This window comes from Streptomyces sp. NPDC048751 (assembly GCF_043198595.1).
In the GTDB taxonomy this organism is placed as follows: Bacteria; Actinomycetota; Actinomycetes; order Streptomycetales; family Streptomycetaceae; genus Streptomyces.
In genome coordinates, this window is sequence record NZ_JBICUX010000011.1 from 262,385 (window position 1) to 278,494 (window position 16,110).

Annotated in this window: 13 protein-coding genes and 2 tRNA genes; 11 read left to right on the forward strand and 4 right to left on the reverse strand. The window is 69.0% G+C overall.

Annotated elements, in window-relative coordinates; translation table 11 throughout:
- Positions 1-163: 163 nt before the first annotated feature.
- On the forward strand, positions 164-1,345 hold the full coding sequence (locus tag ACGFNV_RS32125) for a PP2C family protein-serine/threonine phosphatase (RefSeq protein WP_393627250.1): 1,182 nt from the start codon (positions 164-166) through the stop codon (positions 1,343-1,345).
- Positions 1,346-1,374: 29 nt separating this feature from the next.
- Positions 1,375-1,857 carry an HD domain-containing protein gene (locus tag ACGFNV_RS32130; RefSeq protein ID WP_393627251.1) on the forward strand — a complete coding sequence of 161 codons (483 nt, stop codon included), beginning with the start codon at positions 1,375-1,377 and terminating at the stop codon, positions 1,855-1,857.
- A gap of 42 nt (positions 1,858-1,899) precedes the next feature.
- Here ACGFNV_RS32130 and bla read toward each other — a convergent pair whose 3' ends face one another.
- Positions 1,900-2,841, reverse strand: a complete 942-nt coding sequence (gene bla, locus ACGFNV_RS32135; protein ID WP_393627253.1) for a class A beta-lactamase — start codon at positions 2,839-2,841, stop codon at positions 1,900-1,902.
- Positions 2,842-2,988: 147 nt separating this feature from the next.
- On the opposite strand from bla, the gene ACGFNV_RS32140 reads away from it, so the two are divergent.
- A complete protein-coding gene (locus ACGFNV_RS32140) occupies positions 2,989-3,894 on the forward strand; it encodes a LysR family transcriptional regulator (protein WP_393627255.1) in 906 nt (301 codons plus the stop codon).
- Complete coding sequence (locus ACGFNV_RS32145; protein ID WP_393627257.1) at positions 3,891-4,841, forward strand: serine hydrolase; 951 nt, start codon at positions 3,891-3,893, stop codon at positions 4,839-4,841. Before ACGFNV_RS32140 ends, ACGFNV_RS32145 begins: the two co-directional genes overlap by 4 nt.
- A 95-nt stretch (positions 4,842-4,936) precedes the next feature.
- Here the strand turns inward: ACGFNV_RS32145 and ACGFNV_RS32150 are convergent, their stop codons facing one another.
- Positions 4,937-6,124 carry an acyltransferase family protein gene (locus ACGFNV_RS32150; RefSeq protein ID WP_393627259.1) on the reverse strand — a complete coding sequence of 396 codons (1,188 nt, stop codon included), beginning with the start codon at positions 6,122-6,124 and terminating at the stop codon, positions 4,937-4,939.
- Between the two features lie 589 nt (positions 6,125-6,713).
- On the opposite strand from ACGFNV_RS32150, the gene ACGFNV_RS32155 reads away from it, so the two are divergent.
- Positions 6,714-6,908, forward strand: a complete 195-nt coding sequence (locus ACGFNV_RS32155; protein ID WP_026178055.1) for a hypothetical protein — start codon at positions 6,714-6,716, stop codon at positions 6,906-6,908.
- A 94-nt stretch (positions 6,909-7,002) separates the two neighbouring features.
- Here ACGFNV_RS32155 and ACGFNV_RS32160 read toward each other — a convergent pair.
- A tRNA-Gly gene (locus ACGFNV_RS32160) sits at positions 7,003-7,073 on the reverse strand.
- Between the two features lie 164 nt (positions 7,074-7,237).
- Between ACGFNV_RS32160 and ACGFNV_RS32165 the strand changes: the two genes are divergently transcribed.
- The 5 genes from ACGFNV_RS32165 to clpX all read left to right on the forward strand — a co-directional run bounded on the left by ACGFNV_RS32165 (position 7,238) and on the right by clpX (position 12,129).
- Positions 7,238-7,314 (forward strand) — tRNA-Pro (locus tag ACGFNV_RS32165).
- Between the two features lie 203 nt (positions 7,315-7,517).
- Positions 7,518-8,930, forward strand: coding sequence for a trigger factor (gene tig, locus ACGFNV_RS32170; protein WP_393627260.1), 1,413 nt, complete (start codon positions 7,518-7,520; stop codon positions 8,928-8,930).
- 369 nt (positions 8,931-9,299) lie between these two features.
- Positions 9,300-9,905 (forward strand): ATP-dependent Clp protease proteolytic subunit, encoded by a 606-nt coding sequence (locus ACGFNV_RS32175; RefSeq protein ID WP_369175152.1) that lies wholly within the window; start codon positions 9,300-9,302, stop codon positions 9,903-9,905.
- 71 nt (positions 9,906-9,976) lie between these two features.
- Entirely contained in the window at positions 9,977-10,657 is a 681-nt protein-coding gene (locus ACGFNV_RS32180; RefSeq protein ID WP_393627262.1) for an ATP-dependent Clp protease proteolytic subunit, read from the forward strand.
- 182 nt (positions 10,658-10,839) lie between these two features.
- Positions 10,840-12,129, forward strand: coding sequence for an ATP-dependent Clp protease ATP-binding subunit ClpX (gene clpX, locus ACGFNV_RS32185; RefSeq protein ID WP_133926274.1), 1,290 nt, complete (start codon positions 10,840-10,842; stop codon positions 12,127-12,129).
- A 78-nt stretch (positions 12,130-12,207) separates the two neighbouring features.
- Here the strand turns inward: clpX and ACGFNV_RS32190 are convergent, their stop codons facing one another.
- Entirely contained in the window at positions 12,208-13,215 is a 1,008-nt protein-coding gene (locus ACGFNV_RS32190) for a hypothetical protein (protein ID WP_393627264.1), read from the reverse strand.
- Between the two features lie 136 nt (positions 13,216-13,351).
- On the opposite strand from ACGFNV_RS32190, the gene ACGFNV_RS32195 reads away from it, so the two are divergent.
- Complete coding sequence (locus tag ACGFNV_RS32195; protein WP_393627266.1) at positions 13,352-15,976, forward strand: valine--tRNA ligase; 2,625 nt, start codon at positions 13,352-13,354, stop codon at positions 15,974-15,976.
- Positions 15,977-16,110: the final 134 nt, after the last annotated feature.

The following is a 16,110-nucleotide window of genomic DNA, read 5'->3' on the forward strand; positions in this document are numbered from 1 at the left end:
GCACCATGCCTACCAGCACTTTGTCGGGACGAGCGAGGCAATTTCCGCGGTGGCCCCGCGTGAGCGCCGTCCGTGAAGTTCACTGTGAAGTCGAACCTCGGACGGGGGACAAGTGGGACCTCCCGTGCCAAGCAGCTGGTCCGATGGATAGGGTCCCGAACTAATGGCAGAAGGACGAGAGCGGCGCGCGGAGGCCGACACGTTCACGGCCCGGTTGAAGCACCAGCTGCACCGGGCCCGAACCGGCGTGCGCAGAAGCGCGGTCGACTACTTCCGCGGGGACGGCTCGGACTGGATAGCGCTGGCCGGTCTGCTCATCACCATCCCCCTCATCGCGGCCACCACACTCGCCAACTCGGTGTGGTGCTCACCGGCCGCGCTGGTCCTGCCCATCGTCGCCGGCGGCCTGCTGCTGCGCCCGGCCAGCCTGCTCGGCCTGTACGCGGCGGCGGCGACCGCGCTGATCGTGGAGTCGGTGCAGCTGGGCCCGTACACCCAGGGGCCCTCGCGCGTGACTCCGGGCGTGGTGCTGGTCGTGGCCGCCTGCGGGTTCTTCGGTCTGCTGATCGCGCAGTTCCGCAGCCGGGTCGGTGTGCCCTGGCGGCGGGGCGGCACCATGCTCTTCGACCTGCGCGAACGCATCCGCGTACAGAGCAAGTTGCCGAAGCTGCCGCAGGGTTGGCACCGCGAGATGGCGCTGCGGCCGGCGGGCGGTCAGTCGTTCTCCGGTGACTTCGTTGTCGCGGCCTGCACGAACGGCGGGCGCACGCTGGAGGTCGTCCTCACGGACGTGTCCGGCAAGGGCATGGACGCGGGGTCGCGCGCGCTGCTGCTGTCCGGCGCGTTCGGCGGCCTGCTGGGCTCGTTGCCGCCCCACGCCTTCCTCCCGGCCGCGAACGGCTACCTGCTGCGCCAGGACTGGGACGAGGGCTTCGCGACCTCCATCCACCTGGTTCTGGACCTCGACTCCGGTGACTACGAGCTCTACTCCGCCGGTCATCCGCCGGGCCTTCAGCTCAGTGCGGGCAGCGGCCGCTGGGAGGAGAAGGCCGCGGAGGGACCGCTGCTCGGTGTGTACGACGGTGCCCAGTTCGACCCGGTGAAGGGCTCGCTGCGCCCCGGCGACGTGTTGATGCTGTTCACAGACGGCCTGGTGGAGACCTCCGACCGGGACATCGTCGAAGGCATCGACCGCCTCACCGGCGAAGCCGACCGCTATGTCGCCGGCGGTTTCCACGGCGCCGCCTGGCACCTCATCGAGGCGGTGGCGAAGGACGTCAACGATGACCGGGCCCTGCTGCTGATCTGCCGCGACGGGCCGACGGCCCATATGACGTCGCGCTGAGACGGCCTCGGCCGGGAGACACTGGCCGTGTGACCGACTCGCCCCGAACCACCCTCACCCTCGCCGAAGTCGAGGCCGTCGCCCGCACCGCTCACGACGGCCAGACCGACAAGGCGGGCCGCCCCTACGCCGAACACCTCCACGCCGTGGCCGAAGGTGTCCGCGTACGCGGTGGCGACGACGAGCAGATCGCCGCGGCCTGGCTGCACGACTCCGTCGAGGACGACGCCCTGACCGAGCGGTGGTTGGAGGAAGCGGCCCTCACCCGCCGTACCAAGGACATCGTCCTCGCCCTCACCAAGCGCGCCGGCGAATCCCCCGAGGCCTACGCGACCCGCGTCCTCGGCACCCCGGGCGCCCTGCTCGTGAAGGAAGCCGACCTGGCCCACAACGCGGATCCGACGCGTCTGGCGATCCTGGACGAACCGACCCGCAACCGCCTGACCGAGAAGTACGCACACATGCGCGCACTCCTCGGCCTCACGGCACCGGACACCCCGCCGGTTCCCTAGGCGGTGTCCTGGCGCCTGCAGGCGCCACTTTCGCGACAGGCGCTAGCGGCGGCCGAGGCCGTCGACCGCCACGGTGGCGGCCCTGGCGATCAGGGCGTCGCGGCGTTCGGCGCCCTGCTTGTCCCGGGTGGACATGACCGCCATGACGATGGGGTTGCCACCGTCCTCCGGCCACACCACGGCGATGTTGTTGCGTCCCCCGTATCCGGCGGTGCCGCTCTTGTCGGCCACGGTCCAGTCGTCCGGGAGCCCGGCACGGATGAGCGTGTCGCCGGTCACGTTCGTCTCCATCCACTGCCGCAGGAGCCGGCGTTCGTCCCGCTCCAGGGCGTCGCCGAGCAGGAATGCCCGCAGGTCGGCGGCCATCGCGCGCGGCGTGCTCGTGTCGCGGATGTCGCCCGGCGTTCCCTCGCTCATCTCGGGCTCGTACCGGTCCATCTCGGTGACGTGGTCGCCGAGTCCCTCCAGCACCTTCTCCAGGCCGTCCGGCCCGCCGAGCTCCTTCAGGAGCAGGTTGACGGCCGTGTTGTCGCTGTACCAGAGGGTGGCGGCGCACAGCCCTTTCAGGCTCATCCCCTTCCCGACGAAGTTCTCCGTGACGGGAGAGTCGGCGACCACGTCGTCACGCCCATAGGCGACCACCTTGCCCATCCCCTCCGTCCCGTACTTCCGGAGCACGGCGCCCGCCGCCAGCGCCTTGAACGTGGACGCGTACGCGAACCGGTCGTCCGCCCGGTGGGCGACCGTCCGGCCGGTGCCGGTGTCCAGGGCGTAGACGCCCAGCCGCGCGTCGAACTCGCGCTCCAGTTCCTGGAACTCGGCAGTGGTGGACCTCGTGGCCGCCGCCTGTGCCGCGGACCGCCCGGAGCCGGCCGACGGGCCGGACGCGGACGCCGCTTCCTGACCGACGGCGGGCAGCGCGACGAGCGTGAGTAAGCCGGCCGCCCAGGCGGCACCCCGGCGCATGCGAATCGAGTACGTCATGGAATGAATCTCCAAGTCGTCGAAAGACCCGTGGAACGCTCCAGCCCGGGGAAGTCCCCCTGGGCGCAGACCACTTTGCGGTCCGATCACCGCCCGGGACCAAGACGTGAACGCTCGCTCCCATGCTGTTTTGGCATAGTGGGAGCCGTGGATCTTGTAGCGGCGTGCCGCGCGTTCGTTCACGTGAGCGAGCACGGCAGTTTCACGGTGGGCGCGGCGGCGGCCCGGACGGCCCAGTCCGTTGTGAGCCGCCGTGTCGCCGCGCTGGAACAACGCCTGGGCGAGCGGCTGTTGGAACGGTCCTCACGCGCGGTGGTGCTGACCCCGTTCGGCCGGGACATGCTTCCGCTGGCCAGACAGCTCGTCCAGCTCGCCGACCGGCTGGAGCACGAGGCGGAGGCCGCACGGCGCAGACCGCTGCGCCTCGCCGTCCCCGCCATCTGCACCACCCGCGCGCTCGCCCGTCTCATCGCCCAGGCGCACGAGCAGAAAGTCCGCCTCGACCCACGCCCCGCCGGGCCCGCGGAGCGAGCCGACCTCGTCACGTCCCGGCAGGTGCGGGCGGCGCTGCTCGCGGTGGCTCCCACCGGTGCCGCCTGGACCGTACGGCTGGGTCTGGCGGTCGCGGACGACCCGGGCGGCGGGCCGATCTACCTGGACACCCTGCGCCCCGGCCGGGTGGATCGCGATCGGCGCGCCCGGCGTGTGTGGCTCCAACCGGAGGATGACGTGCCGCACATCAGGGACCCCCTCGCCCGCCTGCGCGACGCCGTCGGGCTGCGCCCCGCGCAGCTGGGAGTGGCCCACTCCGTGGCCGTCGCCGCGGCGGACGTGCTGAGCCGGGGCGACGCCCTGCTCTGCTCGGCCGGGCAGGCCCGGGAACTCGGCCTCCACTGGCGCCCCGTCGGCGAGCTCGACGCCGGCTTCGCCCGGGGCTTCTCCCTCGTCGTCGCCGACGAGACGGACCCCGAGGCGGCCCGCGTACGTCAGGCGTGCGCCCCCGACATCGCACGGTGCCTCGGCGCCACGGAACCCGCGGAGGTGGCGTCATGACGACCCGTACCGATCGGCTGCTCAGGGAACTGCGCCGCACGCTGCGCGACGGCGGGCTGCACGGTTCGTTCCTGGTACGCGACCTGGAGACGGGCGAAGAGCTCGGAATCGACCCCGACATCGAGTTCCCCGTCGCGTCCCTCGTGAAGGTCCCGCTCGCCCTGGTGACACTGGACCGCATCCGGCGCGGGGAGATCGACGGCGCCACGGTGATCGAGGTGCCACCCGGGCGGAGCACCCACCCCGGGCCGACCGGCCTGAGCCGGTTCCGCCATGCCGCTCGTATCGCCGTGGACGATCTGCTCCACCTGAGCATAAGCATCAGCGACAGCAGCGCCGCCGACGCCCTCTTCGACATCACCCCGCCCTCACAGGTTGCCGCGGGCCTGGAGCGGTGGGGGCTTCGGGGCATCGCCGTACGCCACACCATGCAGGAGCTGATGGAGACCCCGGAGGAGCGGCTGGACCCGGCGGACGTGCATCTCGCACATGCCCTGGCGATCGACGCCGGCACCCCTGGACGCGGTCACCGGATACCGCAGCTCGACGTCTCGCGCGCCAACGCCGGCACGGCACGCGCCTTCGTCGACCTCCTCCAGGCGGTCTGGCGGTCGCGGCCCGGCACCGAGGGCGCCGAGGCCCCGACGATCCACCCCGACGTCGCGGCACGGGTGCGCGGCCTGATGGCCGACAACCTCATGCGCCAGCGCCTCACACCGGACTTCGCCTCCGACGCCTCCTCCTGGTCCTCGAAGACGGGCACGCTGCTCAATCTGCGCCACGAGGTCGGCGTCGTCGAACACGCCGACGGCCAGAGCTACGCCATAGCCGTCCTCACCGAGTCCCAGGTGGCCGCCGGCAGACAGCCCGGCGCCGACGCCCTCATGGGCCAGGTCGCCCGACAACTGCGCGACGAACTGCGATCACGCTGGGCCCCGTACGGGTGACGGCCGCCGAGGGGCGCAGCGAACCCTCTGACGCAGGCCCGGCCGAGGGGCGCCCCACGGCTCGGGCCCACGTTGCCTGCCGCGGTACCGATCAGCTAGGCGTTGACCTTCTCGCGGTGCTCGGTGACCGCTCCGGCCTTCTCACGCTCGCGCGCGACCTCCGCGGCGTCCCGCTTGAAGGCCCAGTCCATCTTCGGTTCCATGGCGAACCGGAACACCCGCTGGACCGGCTTCGTGCACAGCAGCGTGACGACCACGCCGGCCAGCACGGTCACGAACACCTCACCGAGCGGCCGGTGCAGCCAGTCCTGGTCGAACCAGCCGGTGTAGTCGCCGCCCTTCACCAGGAACCCGTGCAACAGGTAGCCGTACAGGGTGCCCGCGCCCAGCGCCGTGAACCACATCCGGCGCCCCGGCACCCACGCGAAGAAGCACGCGGTCAGCACCAGTGAGCAGCCGAACATCGCGAGGACCATGACCGGTCCGACCCACCAGGGCGAGTTCAACTCCTGCGCGGAGTCACGGTGGTAGAACCACGCCGCGTTCATCCGCGGTACCGCCCACCAGGCGAAGGCCAGCGCGACCGCGAACACCGGCACGGCCGCGATGCGCACGGAACGGCGGCGCACCAGCCGGAAGTGCTCGGGCTTCATGGTCAGACCCAGCACGAAGAACGGCAGGAACTGCAGGACACGCTGGAGGTCGAGGTCGTCACCGATGTTCGGCGTGGCCGACGCCAGCATGGCGATGCCGAGCGCGAGCGGGAGCGGCCAACGGACCGTCTTCCACAGGGGCGTGGTCAGCCGCCACACGAACAGGGCGCACAGGAACCAGGTCAGGTACCACGGGTCGAGAAGGCTGATGTCCTGGTCCGGCGCGTCGTCGACGACGCGCTTGAAGAGCGGGTAGGCCGTCTCGAAGACGATGTACGGCACGGCGACACCGGTGACCAGCCGCTTCAGCCGGCTCGGGCTGGCGTCGAAACTCCGCGAGAAGAAGCCGGAGATGACGATGAACGCCGGCATGTGGAAGGCGTACACGAACATGTACGTGGCCTGCAGGACCCGGCTGTCGCCCTTCAGGGGCTCCCAGGCGTGGCCGATTGCCACCAGCACGATCGCCAGGTACTTGGCGTTGTCGAAGAACGAGTCGCGCTGTTTGTTCCGCTTGTTCTGCTTCTGCTCGTTTTGGGGCGAGCGCGGAGTGGGCACTCCTGATGCCGAGGAGTGCTGCGGGGGGAGCGGCGCTCTGTTGCGGCCGTTGGGCTGGAGCGAGTTCGTCACAGGTCCTCCCACCCCGACTCCGGGGAGGAGATCCGAGACCTCGTTGCATGTGTGGGGGGCGAGGCGGCGTGGAACATCTGAGGCACCCTAGCGTTGTCCGTGGCTTTCCGTAAAACGCCCTGAGCAATTCATGGTTATCGGTCTCGGGTACCCCGGACTAACAAACTCGACCCTGTTGTCGGCGTGATGGTCCACACACGGTCCACCGCCGATCCAGGCCCCCACAGGCGCCCTTGATGTCGCGATTCATCCCGACTAATTGGGGCATAAGTCCAGCGGGCGATGTGTCTCCGATGTGGCCATGTCCGCAATTCGAATTACCTGCGGACGCGATGTGTGGACATGGAAAGGATCCCTGTTAATTGCCTGTGCGGGTGCACGGTCGAATTAATGTGCGGCACACCGCAGTTGAGTCCCCGAACGACCCCCCGTCACCGGCCGGCGCGGCCCGATCCGTCGCGGGTGTGACCAACGATGCGTCACGGGCCGCATATGCGAGCCGGGTTGGTGGCACGATGGTTCTGGCGGGGGTGCACTGGCTGGGCATCCCCGGGCCGGGAGAGCGGACCGACCTAGGGTGTGATCAGTTGTGGCCATTTCTCTGTCAGTGGTGCTGCTGTTGGCGATCATCCTGGTAGTGCTGATCAGAGGTGGGTCGATCAAGGCGGGCCCCGCCATCGTCGCCATCCTCTTCGGCTTCTTCCTCGCCTCGACGGGCATGGCCCCGTCAATCAACCGCTTCCTCAACTCGATAGCGGAAACGATCAACTCGATCAGCTTCTGACACCCACCGGCGGTCGCCCCGGGCGCAGCGCACACGGAAACGACTCGGGGCCGGGTCGGAGGACTGACCTCCGACCCGGCCCCGAGTCGTACAGAGCGGGCGACGGGAATCGAACCCGCGTAGCTAGTTTGGAAGACTAGGGCTCTACCATTGAGCTACGCCCGCACACAGCGCGCCACGGCTCGGTGACCGCGGCACTGCAGGCATCGTAGCGGGTCGACCCCGCTCGTCGCACACCGCATTCCGGCACGCGCCGGAGTGCGCCCCGGCGCTCGCCAAATGCGGCGGCTTCGCTGCCTGCGGGCATGTACCCTACGTGTCGCACCAGACGGGGTGTGGCGCAGCTTGGTAGCGCGTCCGCTTTGGGAGCGGAAGGCCGTGGGTTCAAATCCCGCCACCCCGACCATCGACCGGCCATACCGGTCACCCATGCGATCACGTCGCTTGATCGCCTTTGGGGCCTTCCGAGGCTGCGGTTACTATGCAAGCTGCGCGCCCGTGTGTCTCGTCCACTGGAAGTAGTCCACTGGAAGTCCTCCGGGCGGCGAAATCCGCCGGACCGGTCTGGGCCGGCAGAAACCAAGAAGTCAGCCACAAGGAGACCGAACCGTGAAGAGCGCCGTGGAGACCCTGAACCCGACTCGGGTTCGGCTCACTGTCGAGGTGCCCTTCGAGGAGCTCAAGGACAGCCTCGACGCGGCGTACAAGAAGATCAACCAGCAGGTCACGGTGAAGGGCTTCCGCAAGGGCAAGATCCCCGCCCGGGTGATCGACCAGCGGTTCGGCCGTGGCGCCGTGCTGGAGGAGGCCGTCAACGACGCGCTGCCGAAGTTCTACACGGAGGCGGTCAACGAGGCCGAGATCGACGTCCTGGGCCAGCCCGAGGTCGACATCACCGAGCTGAAGGACGGCGAGACGCTGAACTTCACCGCCGAGGTCGACATCCGCCCGTCCCTCGAGATCCCGGACTTCTCCGGCATCGAGGTCGAGGTCGACGCCGTCGAGGTCACCGACGAGGACCTCGAGAAGTCGGTCGAGCAGCTCCGCGAGCGCTTCGCCTCGACCTCCCCGGTCGAGCGTGCCGCCGAGGACGGCGACACCGTCACGGTCGACCTGCAGGCCAAGGTCGACGGCGAGGTCCTCGAGGACGGCGTCGCCGAGGGTGTTTCCTACACCATCGGCTCCGGTGAGCTGCTCGACGGCATCGACGACGCCGTGAAGGGCCTGGAGGCCGGTGGCGAGGCCACCTTCACCTCCGAGCTCAAGGGCGGCTCGGCGGCCGGCAAGGAGGCCGAGGTCACCGTCAAGGTCACCCAGGTCGCCGCCCGGGAGCTCCCCGAGCTCGACGACGAGTTCGCGCAGCTCGCGTCCGAGTTCGACACCCTCGAGGAGCTGAAGGCCGACAGCCGCAAGCGCCTGGAGAACATGAAGCAGTACGACCAGGCCACGCAGGCCCAGGAGCGCGTCCTGGAGAAGCTGCTCGAGCTGGTCGAGGTCCCGGTCCCCGAGAAGCTGCTCGAGGACGAGATCAACACCCGCAAGCACAACCTGGAGCACCACCAGCTCGGCCAGATGGGCCTCGACCTGGCGAAGTACCTGGAGATCCAGGGCAAGACCGTCGAGGAGTTCGAGACCGAGACCCGTGAGGCCGCGGTCAAGGGCATCAAGACCCAGTTCGTCCTCGACGAGCTGGTCAAGCGGGAGAAGCTCAACGTCAACCAGGAGGAGCTCACCGAGCACCTCATGCGCCGTGCCGCCTCCTCCGGCATGTCCCCCGACCAGTTCGCCCAGGCCGTCGTCGAGGGCGGCCAGGTGCCCCTCCTCGTCGGCGAGGTCGCCCGCGGCAAGGCCCTGGCCCTGGTCGTCGAGTCCGCCACCGTGAAGGACACCAACGGCGAGATCATCGACCTGGACGACGAGGAGGAGGAGACCTCCACGGAGGAAGCCTCCGCCGAGGCCCAGGCCCAGGCCGAGGCCGAGGCCAAGCCCGAGGGTGAGGGCGACGAGAAGGCCGACGCCTGATTCGTAGCGCCGCTGCTGATGCACGTGTGACGGGCCCCGGGGACTTTCTGCCCCCGGGGCCCGTCGCCTACCCAGGGGCGCGGGGCTGTATCGATGTGCGGCTCCGCCGCGTGGGCGCGACCAGCCGCAGCGGGCCCGCAGCCCGACGACTGCCCTCAGTCCCCAGGACGAACCGCACCGCTCCCCGGCGGAGCCCTCCGCTACGCCCCCGGCGAACACCCCCCTCTCCGGGATTCCCCGAAGGGACCCGCGCGTTAGGGTCCATGAATACGAGGGCAGTGGAGTCCCCGAACGGCTCCAGCCCCGCAGGGAAACGTGAGACGGCCCGGCGCCGTCGTAAGACGAGCAGGTGGATACGTGACGAATCTGATGCCCTCCGCCGCCGGCGAGCCTTCCATCGGTGGTGGCCTCGGCGACCAGGTCTACAACCGGCTGCTCAACGAGCGGATCATCTTCCTCGGCCAGCCGGTCGACGACGACATTGCCAACAAGATCACCGCACAGCTGCTCCTCCTTGCCGCGGACCCCGACAAGGACATTTACCTTTACATCAACAGCCCGGGCGGTTCGATCACGGCCGGTATGGCGATCTACGACACCATGCAGTTCATCAAGAACGACGTGGTGACGATCGCCATGGGCCTCGCGGCCTCCATGGGCCAGTTCCTGCTCAGCGCGGGCACCCCCGGCAAGCGCTTCGCGCTGCCGAACGCCGAGATCCTGATCCACCAGCCGTCCGCCGGCCTCGCCGGCTCGGCCTCGGACATCAAGATCCACGCCGAGCGGCTGCTGCACACCAAGAAGCGCATGGCCGAGCTCACATCGCAGCACACCGGTCAGACGATCGAGCAGATCACCCGTGACTCGGACCGTGACCGCTGGTTCGACGCCCTTGAGGCCAAGGAGTACGGCCTCATCGACGATGTGATTCCCACGGCCGCAGGCATGCCGGGCGGCGGCGGCACCGGGGCCTGAGCCCCAGCCGAGGGCGGAAACGCCCCCAGGACAGCCCCCAGCCGACCGCCTCAGCCCCTAGGAGACAGACAGTGAACGACTTCCCCGGCAGCAGCCTGTACGACCGTACGAGCGCCGAATACACGGGTCCCGTGGCCGAGTCCCGTTATGTGATCCCGCGCTTCGTCGAGCGCACCTCGCAGGGCATCCGCGAGTACGACCCGTACGCGAAGCTCTTCGAGGAGCGAGTGATCTTCCTCGGCGTGCAGATCGACGACGCCTCGGCCAACGACGTCATGGCGCAGCTGCTGTGCCTGGAGTCGATGGACCCCGACCGGGACATCTCGGTCTACATCAACAGCCCCGGTGGCTCCTTCACCGCGCTCACCGCGATCTACGACACGATGCAGTTCGTCAAGCCCGACATCCAGACGGTCTGCATGGGCCAGGCGGCCTCCGCCGCCGCCGTCCTGCTCGCCGCCGGTACGCCGGGCAAGCGGATGGCGCTGCCCAACGCGCGCGTGCTGATCCACCAGCCCTACAGTGAGACGGGCCGGGGTCAGGTCTCCGACCTGGAGATCGCCGCGAACGAGATCCTGCGGATGCGCTCGCAGCTGGAGGAGATGCTGGCCAAGCACTCCACCACGCCGATCGAGAAGATCCGCGAGGACATCGAGCGCGACAAGATCCTCACGGCCGAGGACGCCCTGTCGTACGGCCTGATCGACCAGATCATCTCCACCCGGAAGATGAACAACGCCGCTGTCCGCTGACGCGGACGTACGCAGCGTCTGCCGCCCTTGGCGCGGCTCGACACGTGCCCGACAAGGTGCACGTCAAAGTGAACCGTGCCAAGGGGGGCCCGAACGGGGGGCCAGGCAAGGTACCGTCGGACATAAGGCAGCACCAGGAGCCGCTGGACCTAGGCGTCTCCCAGGCGAAGGGGAAGCACACCGTGGCACGCATCGGTGACGGCGGCGATCTGCTCAAGTGCTCGTTCTGCGGCAAGAGCCAGAAGCAGGTCAAGAAGCTCATCGCAGGGCCCGGTGTGTACATCTGCGACGAGTGCATCGACCTCTGCAACGAGATCATCGAGGAAGAGCTCGCGGAGACGAGCGAGGTCCGTTGGGAGGAACTCCCGAAGCCCCGCGAGATCTACGAGTTCCTCGAGGGGTACGTGGTCGGCCAGGAGGCGGCGAAGAAGGCCCTCTCCGTCGCGGTGTACAACCACTACAAGCGGGTCCAGGCCGGCGAGAACGGCGGCGGGCAAAGCCGCGAGGACGCCATCGAGTTGGCGAAGTCCAACATCCTCCTGCTGGGCCCCACGGGCTCCGGCAAGACCCTCCTCGCACAGACTCTCGCGCGCATGCTGAACGTCCCGTTCGCCATCGCCGACGCGACGGCGCTCACGGAGGCCGGGTACGTCGGCGAGGACGTCGAGAACATCCTGCTCAAGCTGATCCAGGCGGCCGACTACGACGTCAAGAAGGCCGAGACCGGGATCATCTACATCGACGAGATCGACAAGGTCGCGCGCAAGAGTGAGAACCCGTCGATCACGCGTGACGTCAGCGGCGAGGGCGTACAGCAGGCCCTGCTGAAGATCCTGGAGGGCACGACCGCCTCGGTGCCGCCCCAGGGCGGCCGCAAGCACCCGCACCAGGAGTTCATCCAGATCGACACGACGAACGTCCTGTTCATCGTGGGCGGTGCCTTCGCGGGGCTGGAGAAGATCATCGAGTCCCGGGCCGGTGCCAAGGGCATCGGCTTCGGCGCGACGATCCGCTCCAAGCGCGAGCTGGAGGCCAAGGACCAGTTCGAGGACGTCATGCCCGAGGACCTGGTCAAGTTCGGCATGATCCCCGAGTTCATCGGCCGCCTCCCCGTCATCACCTCGGTCCACAACCTGGACCGCGAGGCCCTCCTCCAGATCCTCGTCGAGCCCCGCAACGCGCTGGTGAAGCAGTACCAGCGCCTCTTCGAACTCGACGGCGTGGAGCTGGACTTCGAGCGCGAGGCCCTGGAGGCCATCGCCGACCAGGCCATCCTCCGCCAGACCGGCGCGCGCGGCCTGCGCGCCATCATGGAAGAGGTCCTGATGTCGGTGATGTACGAGGTCCCGTCCCGCAAGGACGTGGCCCGCGTCGTCATCACCGCCGATGTCGTCCACTCCAACGTGAACCCGACCCTGATCCCCCGAGACGCCCGCAACGGCCGGGGTCCGGGCGAGCAGAAGACGGCGTAACCACCGCACGTACACCAGCGAAGGGGCCCCGGTCGACCGACCGGGGCCCCTTCGCCGTGCAGTTGTGCGGTGGAGGCGTCAGGCCTTCACGCGGACCACGTCGCGCATCTTCGTGGTGATGTCGACCGCGGACTCCTTGGTGATGCTCTTGGTGTTGTCACCGGGGGAGACCATGGCGATCGTGCTGTAGTCGGACCACACGCAGAACCAGTCGGTCGACGGCTTCTGGGTGAGGTTGTTGGTGCCCTGGGCCGCCTGGCACTTCATGACCGCGCCGTCGATGTCGGCCTCTTCGGGCTGGCCCACCAGCTTGGTCTGGGACTCGCTGCCGGAAGAAGAGCTCGACGAGCTGGAGTTGCTCGCCTCGATCTGCTTCTGGATGGCGGCGAAGTACTTGTCCAGGGCCGCCTTGGGGTCCGCGATCTCGCCGTAACCGCCCACCATGGTCACACCCCTGGCCTGGAGCAGCTCGCTCTTGCCGGGCAGGTCCTTGGGGTCGGGGTTCTGCGGGTCGTAGTTGCCGAAGTCGGCCGTGGAGTACTGCCCGATGACGGCCTTGCCGTTCTTGACGCCGCTGGTCTCCAGGTACTTCACGGTGTCCGCGTCGGTGCTCTCGCCGCCCTTGCCGACCCGCTTGTACTCGAGCACCGTCGCCGGCGTCTCCAGCTTGTGCGCGCCGTCGTCCGACAGGCCGCCCGCGCCGCCGCCCCCGCCGATCACGAAGTACGCGCCCACGCCGATCGCGGCCACGACGGCGACGGCGCTGATGATCAGACCGGTCTTCTTCTTCCCGCCACCCGGCGCCGGCGGCTGGGGCACGCCGTACTGGGGCTGGCCGTAGGGCGGTGTGGGTCCTTGGCCGTACGGGGGCTGCTGACCGTACTGCGGCTGCTGGCCGTACGGGTTCGGCTGCTGTGGAGGGGCGCCCTGCGGGTAGCCGTAGCCCGGCTGGGCGGGAGGGGGCTGCTGGGGGTAGCCGTAGCCGGGCTGGGGGGCCTGCGGCGGCTGGCCGTAGGGACCCGGCTGGCCGTAAGGTCCGGGCTGCTGGGGCTGCCCGCCGTACGGGCCCGGCTGGTTGTGACTCATTTCTGGGTTCCCCTCCAGATGCTTATGTGTTTCAGACATCCTGGCGCAGACACAGCGTGCGCATGCCATCGGGGGTGGGCCCGTTACAGAACAAACGCGTTTCGGGACTCCGCCGTGACACCCCTAAACTGAGCCCGTGACCGAGAACGCTCAGCAGCAGCCACCAGCGCCCGACACCGAACTGCCGACCCAGTACGCGCCGGCCGACGTAGAGGGGCCGCTGTACGAGCGCTGGGTAGAGCGTGGTTACTTCGAGGCGGACGAGAAGAGCGACAAGCCTCCGTACACCATCGTCATCCCGCCGCCGAACGTCACGGGCAGCCTGCACCTCGGGCACGCCTTCGAGCACACGCTGATCGACGCCCTCACCCGCCGCAAGCGGATGCAGGGTTACGAGACGCTGTGGCAGCCCGGCATGGACCACGCCGGCATCGCGACCCAGAACGTCGTCGAGCGCGAGCTCGGCAAGGAGGGCAAGTCCCGCCACGACCTGGGCCGTGAGGCGTTCGTCGAGCGGGTCTGGCAGTGGAAGGGCGAGTCCGGCGGGCAGATCTCCGGCCAGATGCGCCGCCTCGGCGACGGTGTCGCCTGGTCGCGTGAGCGCTTCACCATGGACGAGGGCCTCTCCCAGGCCGTCCAGACCATCTTCAAGCGGCTCTACGACGACGAGCTGATCTACCGCGCCGAGCGCATCATCAACTGGTGCCCGCGCTGTCTGACGGCCATCTCGGACATCGAGGTGGAGTACCAGGACGACGACGGCGAGCTCGTCTCCATCAAGTACGGCGAGGGCGACGAGACGCTCGTCGTCGCCACCACCCGCGCCGAGACCATGCTCGGTGACACGGCCGTCGCCGTTCACCCCGAGGACGAGCGGTACAAGCACCTGGTCGGCAAGCTCATCAAGCTGCCGCTGACCGACCGCTCCATCCCGGTCGTCGCCGACGAGCACGTCGACCCCGAGTTCGGCACCGGCGCCGTCAAGGTCACCCCGGCGCACGACCCGAACGACTTCGAGATCGGCCAGCGCCACAACCTGCCGTCCCTCACCGTGATGGACGAGCACGCCGTCATCACCGCCCACGGCCCCTTCCAGGGCCAGGACCGGCTGGAGGCCCGCTCGGCCATCGTCGCCGCGCTGCGCGCCGAGGGCCGGATCGTCGCGGAGAAGCGGCCGTACGTCCACAGCGTCGGCCACTGCTCGCGCTGCAAGACCACCATCGAGCCGCGCCTGTCCATGCAGTGGTGGGTCAAGGTCGGCCCGCTCGCGAAGGCGGCCGGTGACGCCGTCCGCGACGGGCGCGTCAAGATCCACCCGCAGGAGATGGAGAAGCGGTACTTCGACTGGGTCGACAACCTCCACGACTGGTGCATCTCGCGGCAGTTGTGGTGGGGCCACCGCATCCCGGTCTGGTACGGCCCGAACGGTGAGGTCGTCTGCGTCGGCCCCGACGAGGAACCGCCGAGCGGTGAGGGCTGGCGTCAGGACACCGACGTCCTCGACACCTGGTTCTCCTCCGGCCTGTGGCCGTTCTCCACGCTCGGCTGGCCCGAACAGACCGAGTCGCTGGCGAAGTTCTACCCGAACTCCGTCCTGGTCACCGGGTACGACATCCTCTTCTTCTGGGTCGCCCGGATGATGATGTTCGGCCTGTACGCGATGGACGGCACCCCGCCGTTCCACACCATCGCCCTGCACGGCATGGTCCGCGACCAGTTCGGCAAGAAGATGTCGAAGTCCTTCGGCAACGCGGTCAACCCGCTGGACTGGATGGACAAGTACGGCTCCGACGCGCTCCGGTTCACCCTCGCGCGCGGCGCCAACCCGGGCGTCGACGTCCCGATCGGCGAGGACTGGGTCCAGGGTTCCCGCAACTTCGCCAACAAGATCTGGAACGCGACCCGCTTCGCGATGATGAACGGCGCGACGATCGAGGGCCCGCTGCCGGACGTGTCCGCGATGTCGGCGACGGACCGCTGGATCCTCTCCCGTCTCAACTCCGTCGTCGCCGAGGTCGACGCGTTCTACGAGGACTACCAGTTCGCCAAGCTCTCCGACGCGCTGTTCCACTTCGCGTGGGACGAGGTCTTCGACTGGTACGTCGAACTGTCGAAGACCACCTTCCAGGCGGGCGGCGAGGCGGCCGAGGTCTCCAAGCGGGTCCTGGGCGAGGTCCTCGACGTCACCCTCAAACTGCTGCATCCGGTCGTCCCGTTCGTCACGGAGACGCTCTGGACCACGCTGACCGGCGGCGAGTCCGTCGTCATCGCCGAGTGGCCGAAGGACAGTGGCTTCCGGGACGCCGACGCCGAGCGTGAGATCGAGACGCTCCAGTCCGTCATCACCGAGGTCCGCCGCTTCCGTGCCGACCAGGGCCTCCAGCCCGGCCAGCGGGTTCCGGCCCGTCTGGAGCTGGGCGGCACGGCGCTCGCCCCGCACGAGGCGGCGATCCGGCAGCTGCTGCGGCTCCAGCCGGAGGGCGAGGCCTTCTCGGCCACGGCCACCCTCCCGGTCGCCGGCGCAACGGTCGCCCTCGACCTCTCCGGCACGATCGACGTCGCCGCGGAGCGCAAGCGCCTAGCGAAGGACCTCGCGGCGGCCGAGAAGGAGAAGGCCCAGGCGACGGCCAAGCTGGGCAACGAGGCGTTCCTGGCGAAGGCGCCGGAGAACGTGGTGGACAAGATCCGTGGGCGGCTCGCCAAGGCGGACGAGGACATCACGCGGATCCTGGCGCAGCTGGAGCGGCTGCCTCAGGCGTAGGCACGCGTACGTTGGTGAAGGCCCCGGAGCTGTGCGGTTCCGGGGCCTTCGCGTGCCGTCAGGTCGGTCGCGGGGCCCGGCGCTTGCGGGGTGCCGCCTGCGCCCACCCGTGCCGCCCCAGCGGCACGACTGCC

Coding starts and splice junctions, on each gene's coding strand:
- ACGFNV_RS32125 (WP_393627250.1), top strand. CDS start 164: ATGGCAGAAGGACGAGAGCGGCGCGCGGAGGCCGACACGTTCACGGCC.
- bla (WP_393627253.1), bottom strand. CDS start 2,841: ATGACGTACTCGATTCGCATGCGCCGGGGTGCCGCCTGGGCGGCCGGC.
- ACGFNV_RS32145 (WP_393627257.1), top strand. CDS start 3,891: ATGACGACCCGTACCGATCGGCTGCTCAGGGAACTGCGCCGCACGCTG.
- ACGFNV_RS32175 (WP_369175152.1), top strand. CDS start 9,300: ATGCCCTCCGCCGCCGGCGAGCCTTCCATCGGTGGTGGCCTCGGCGAC.
- ACGFNV_RS32190 (WP_393627264.1), bottom strand. CDS start 13,215: ATGAGTCACAACCAGCCGGGCCCGTACGGCGGGCAGCCCCAGCAGCCC.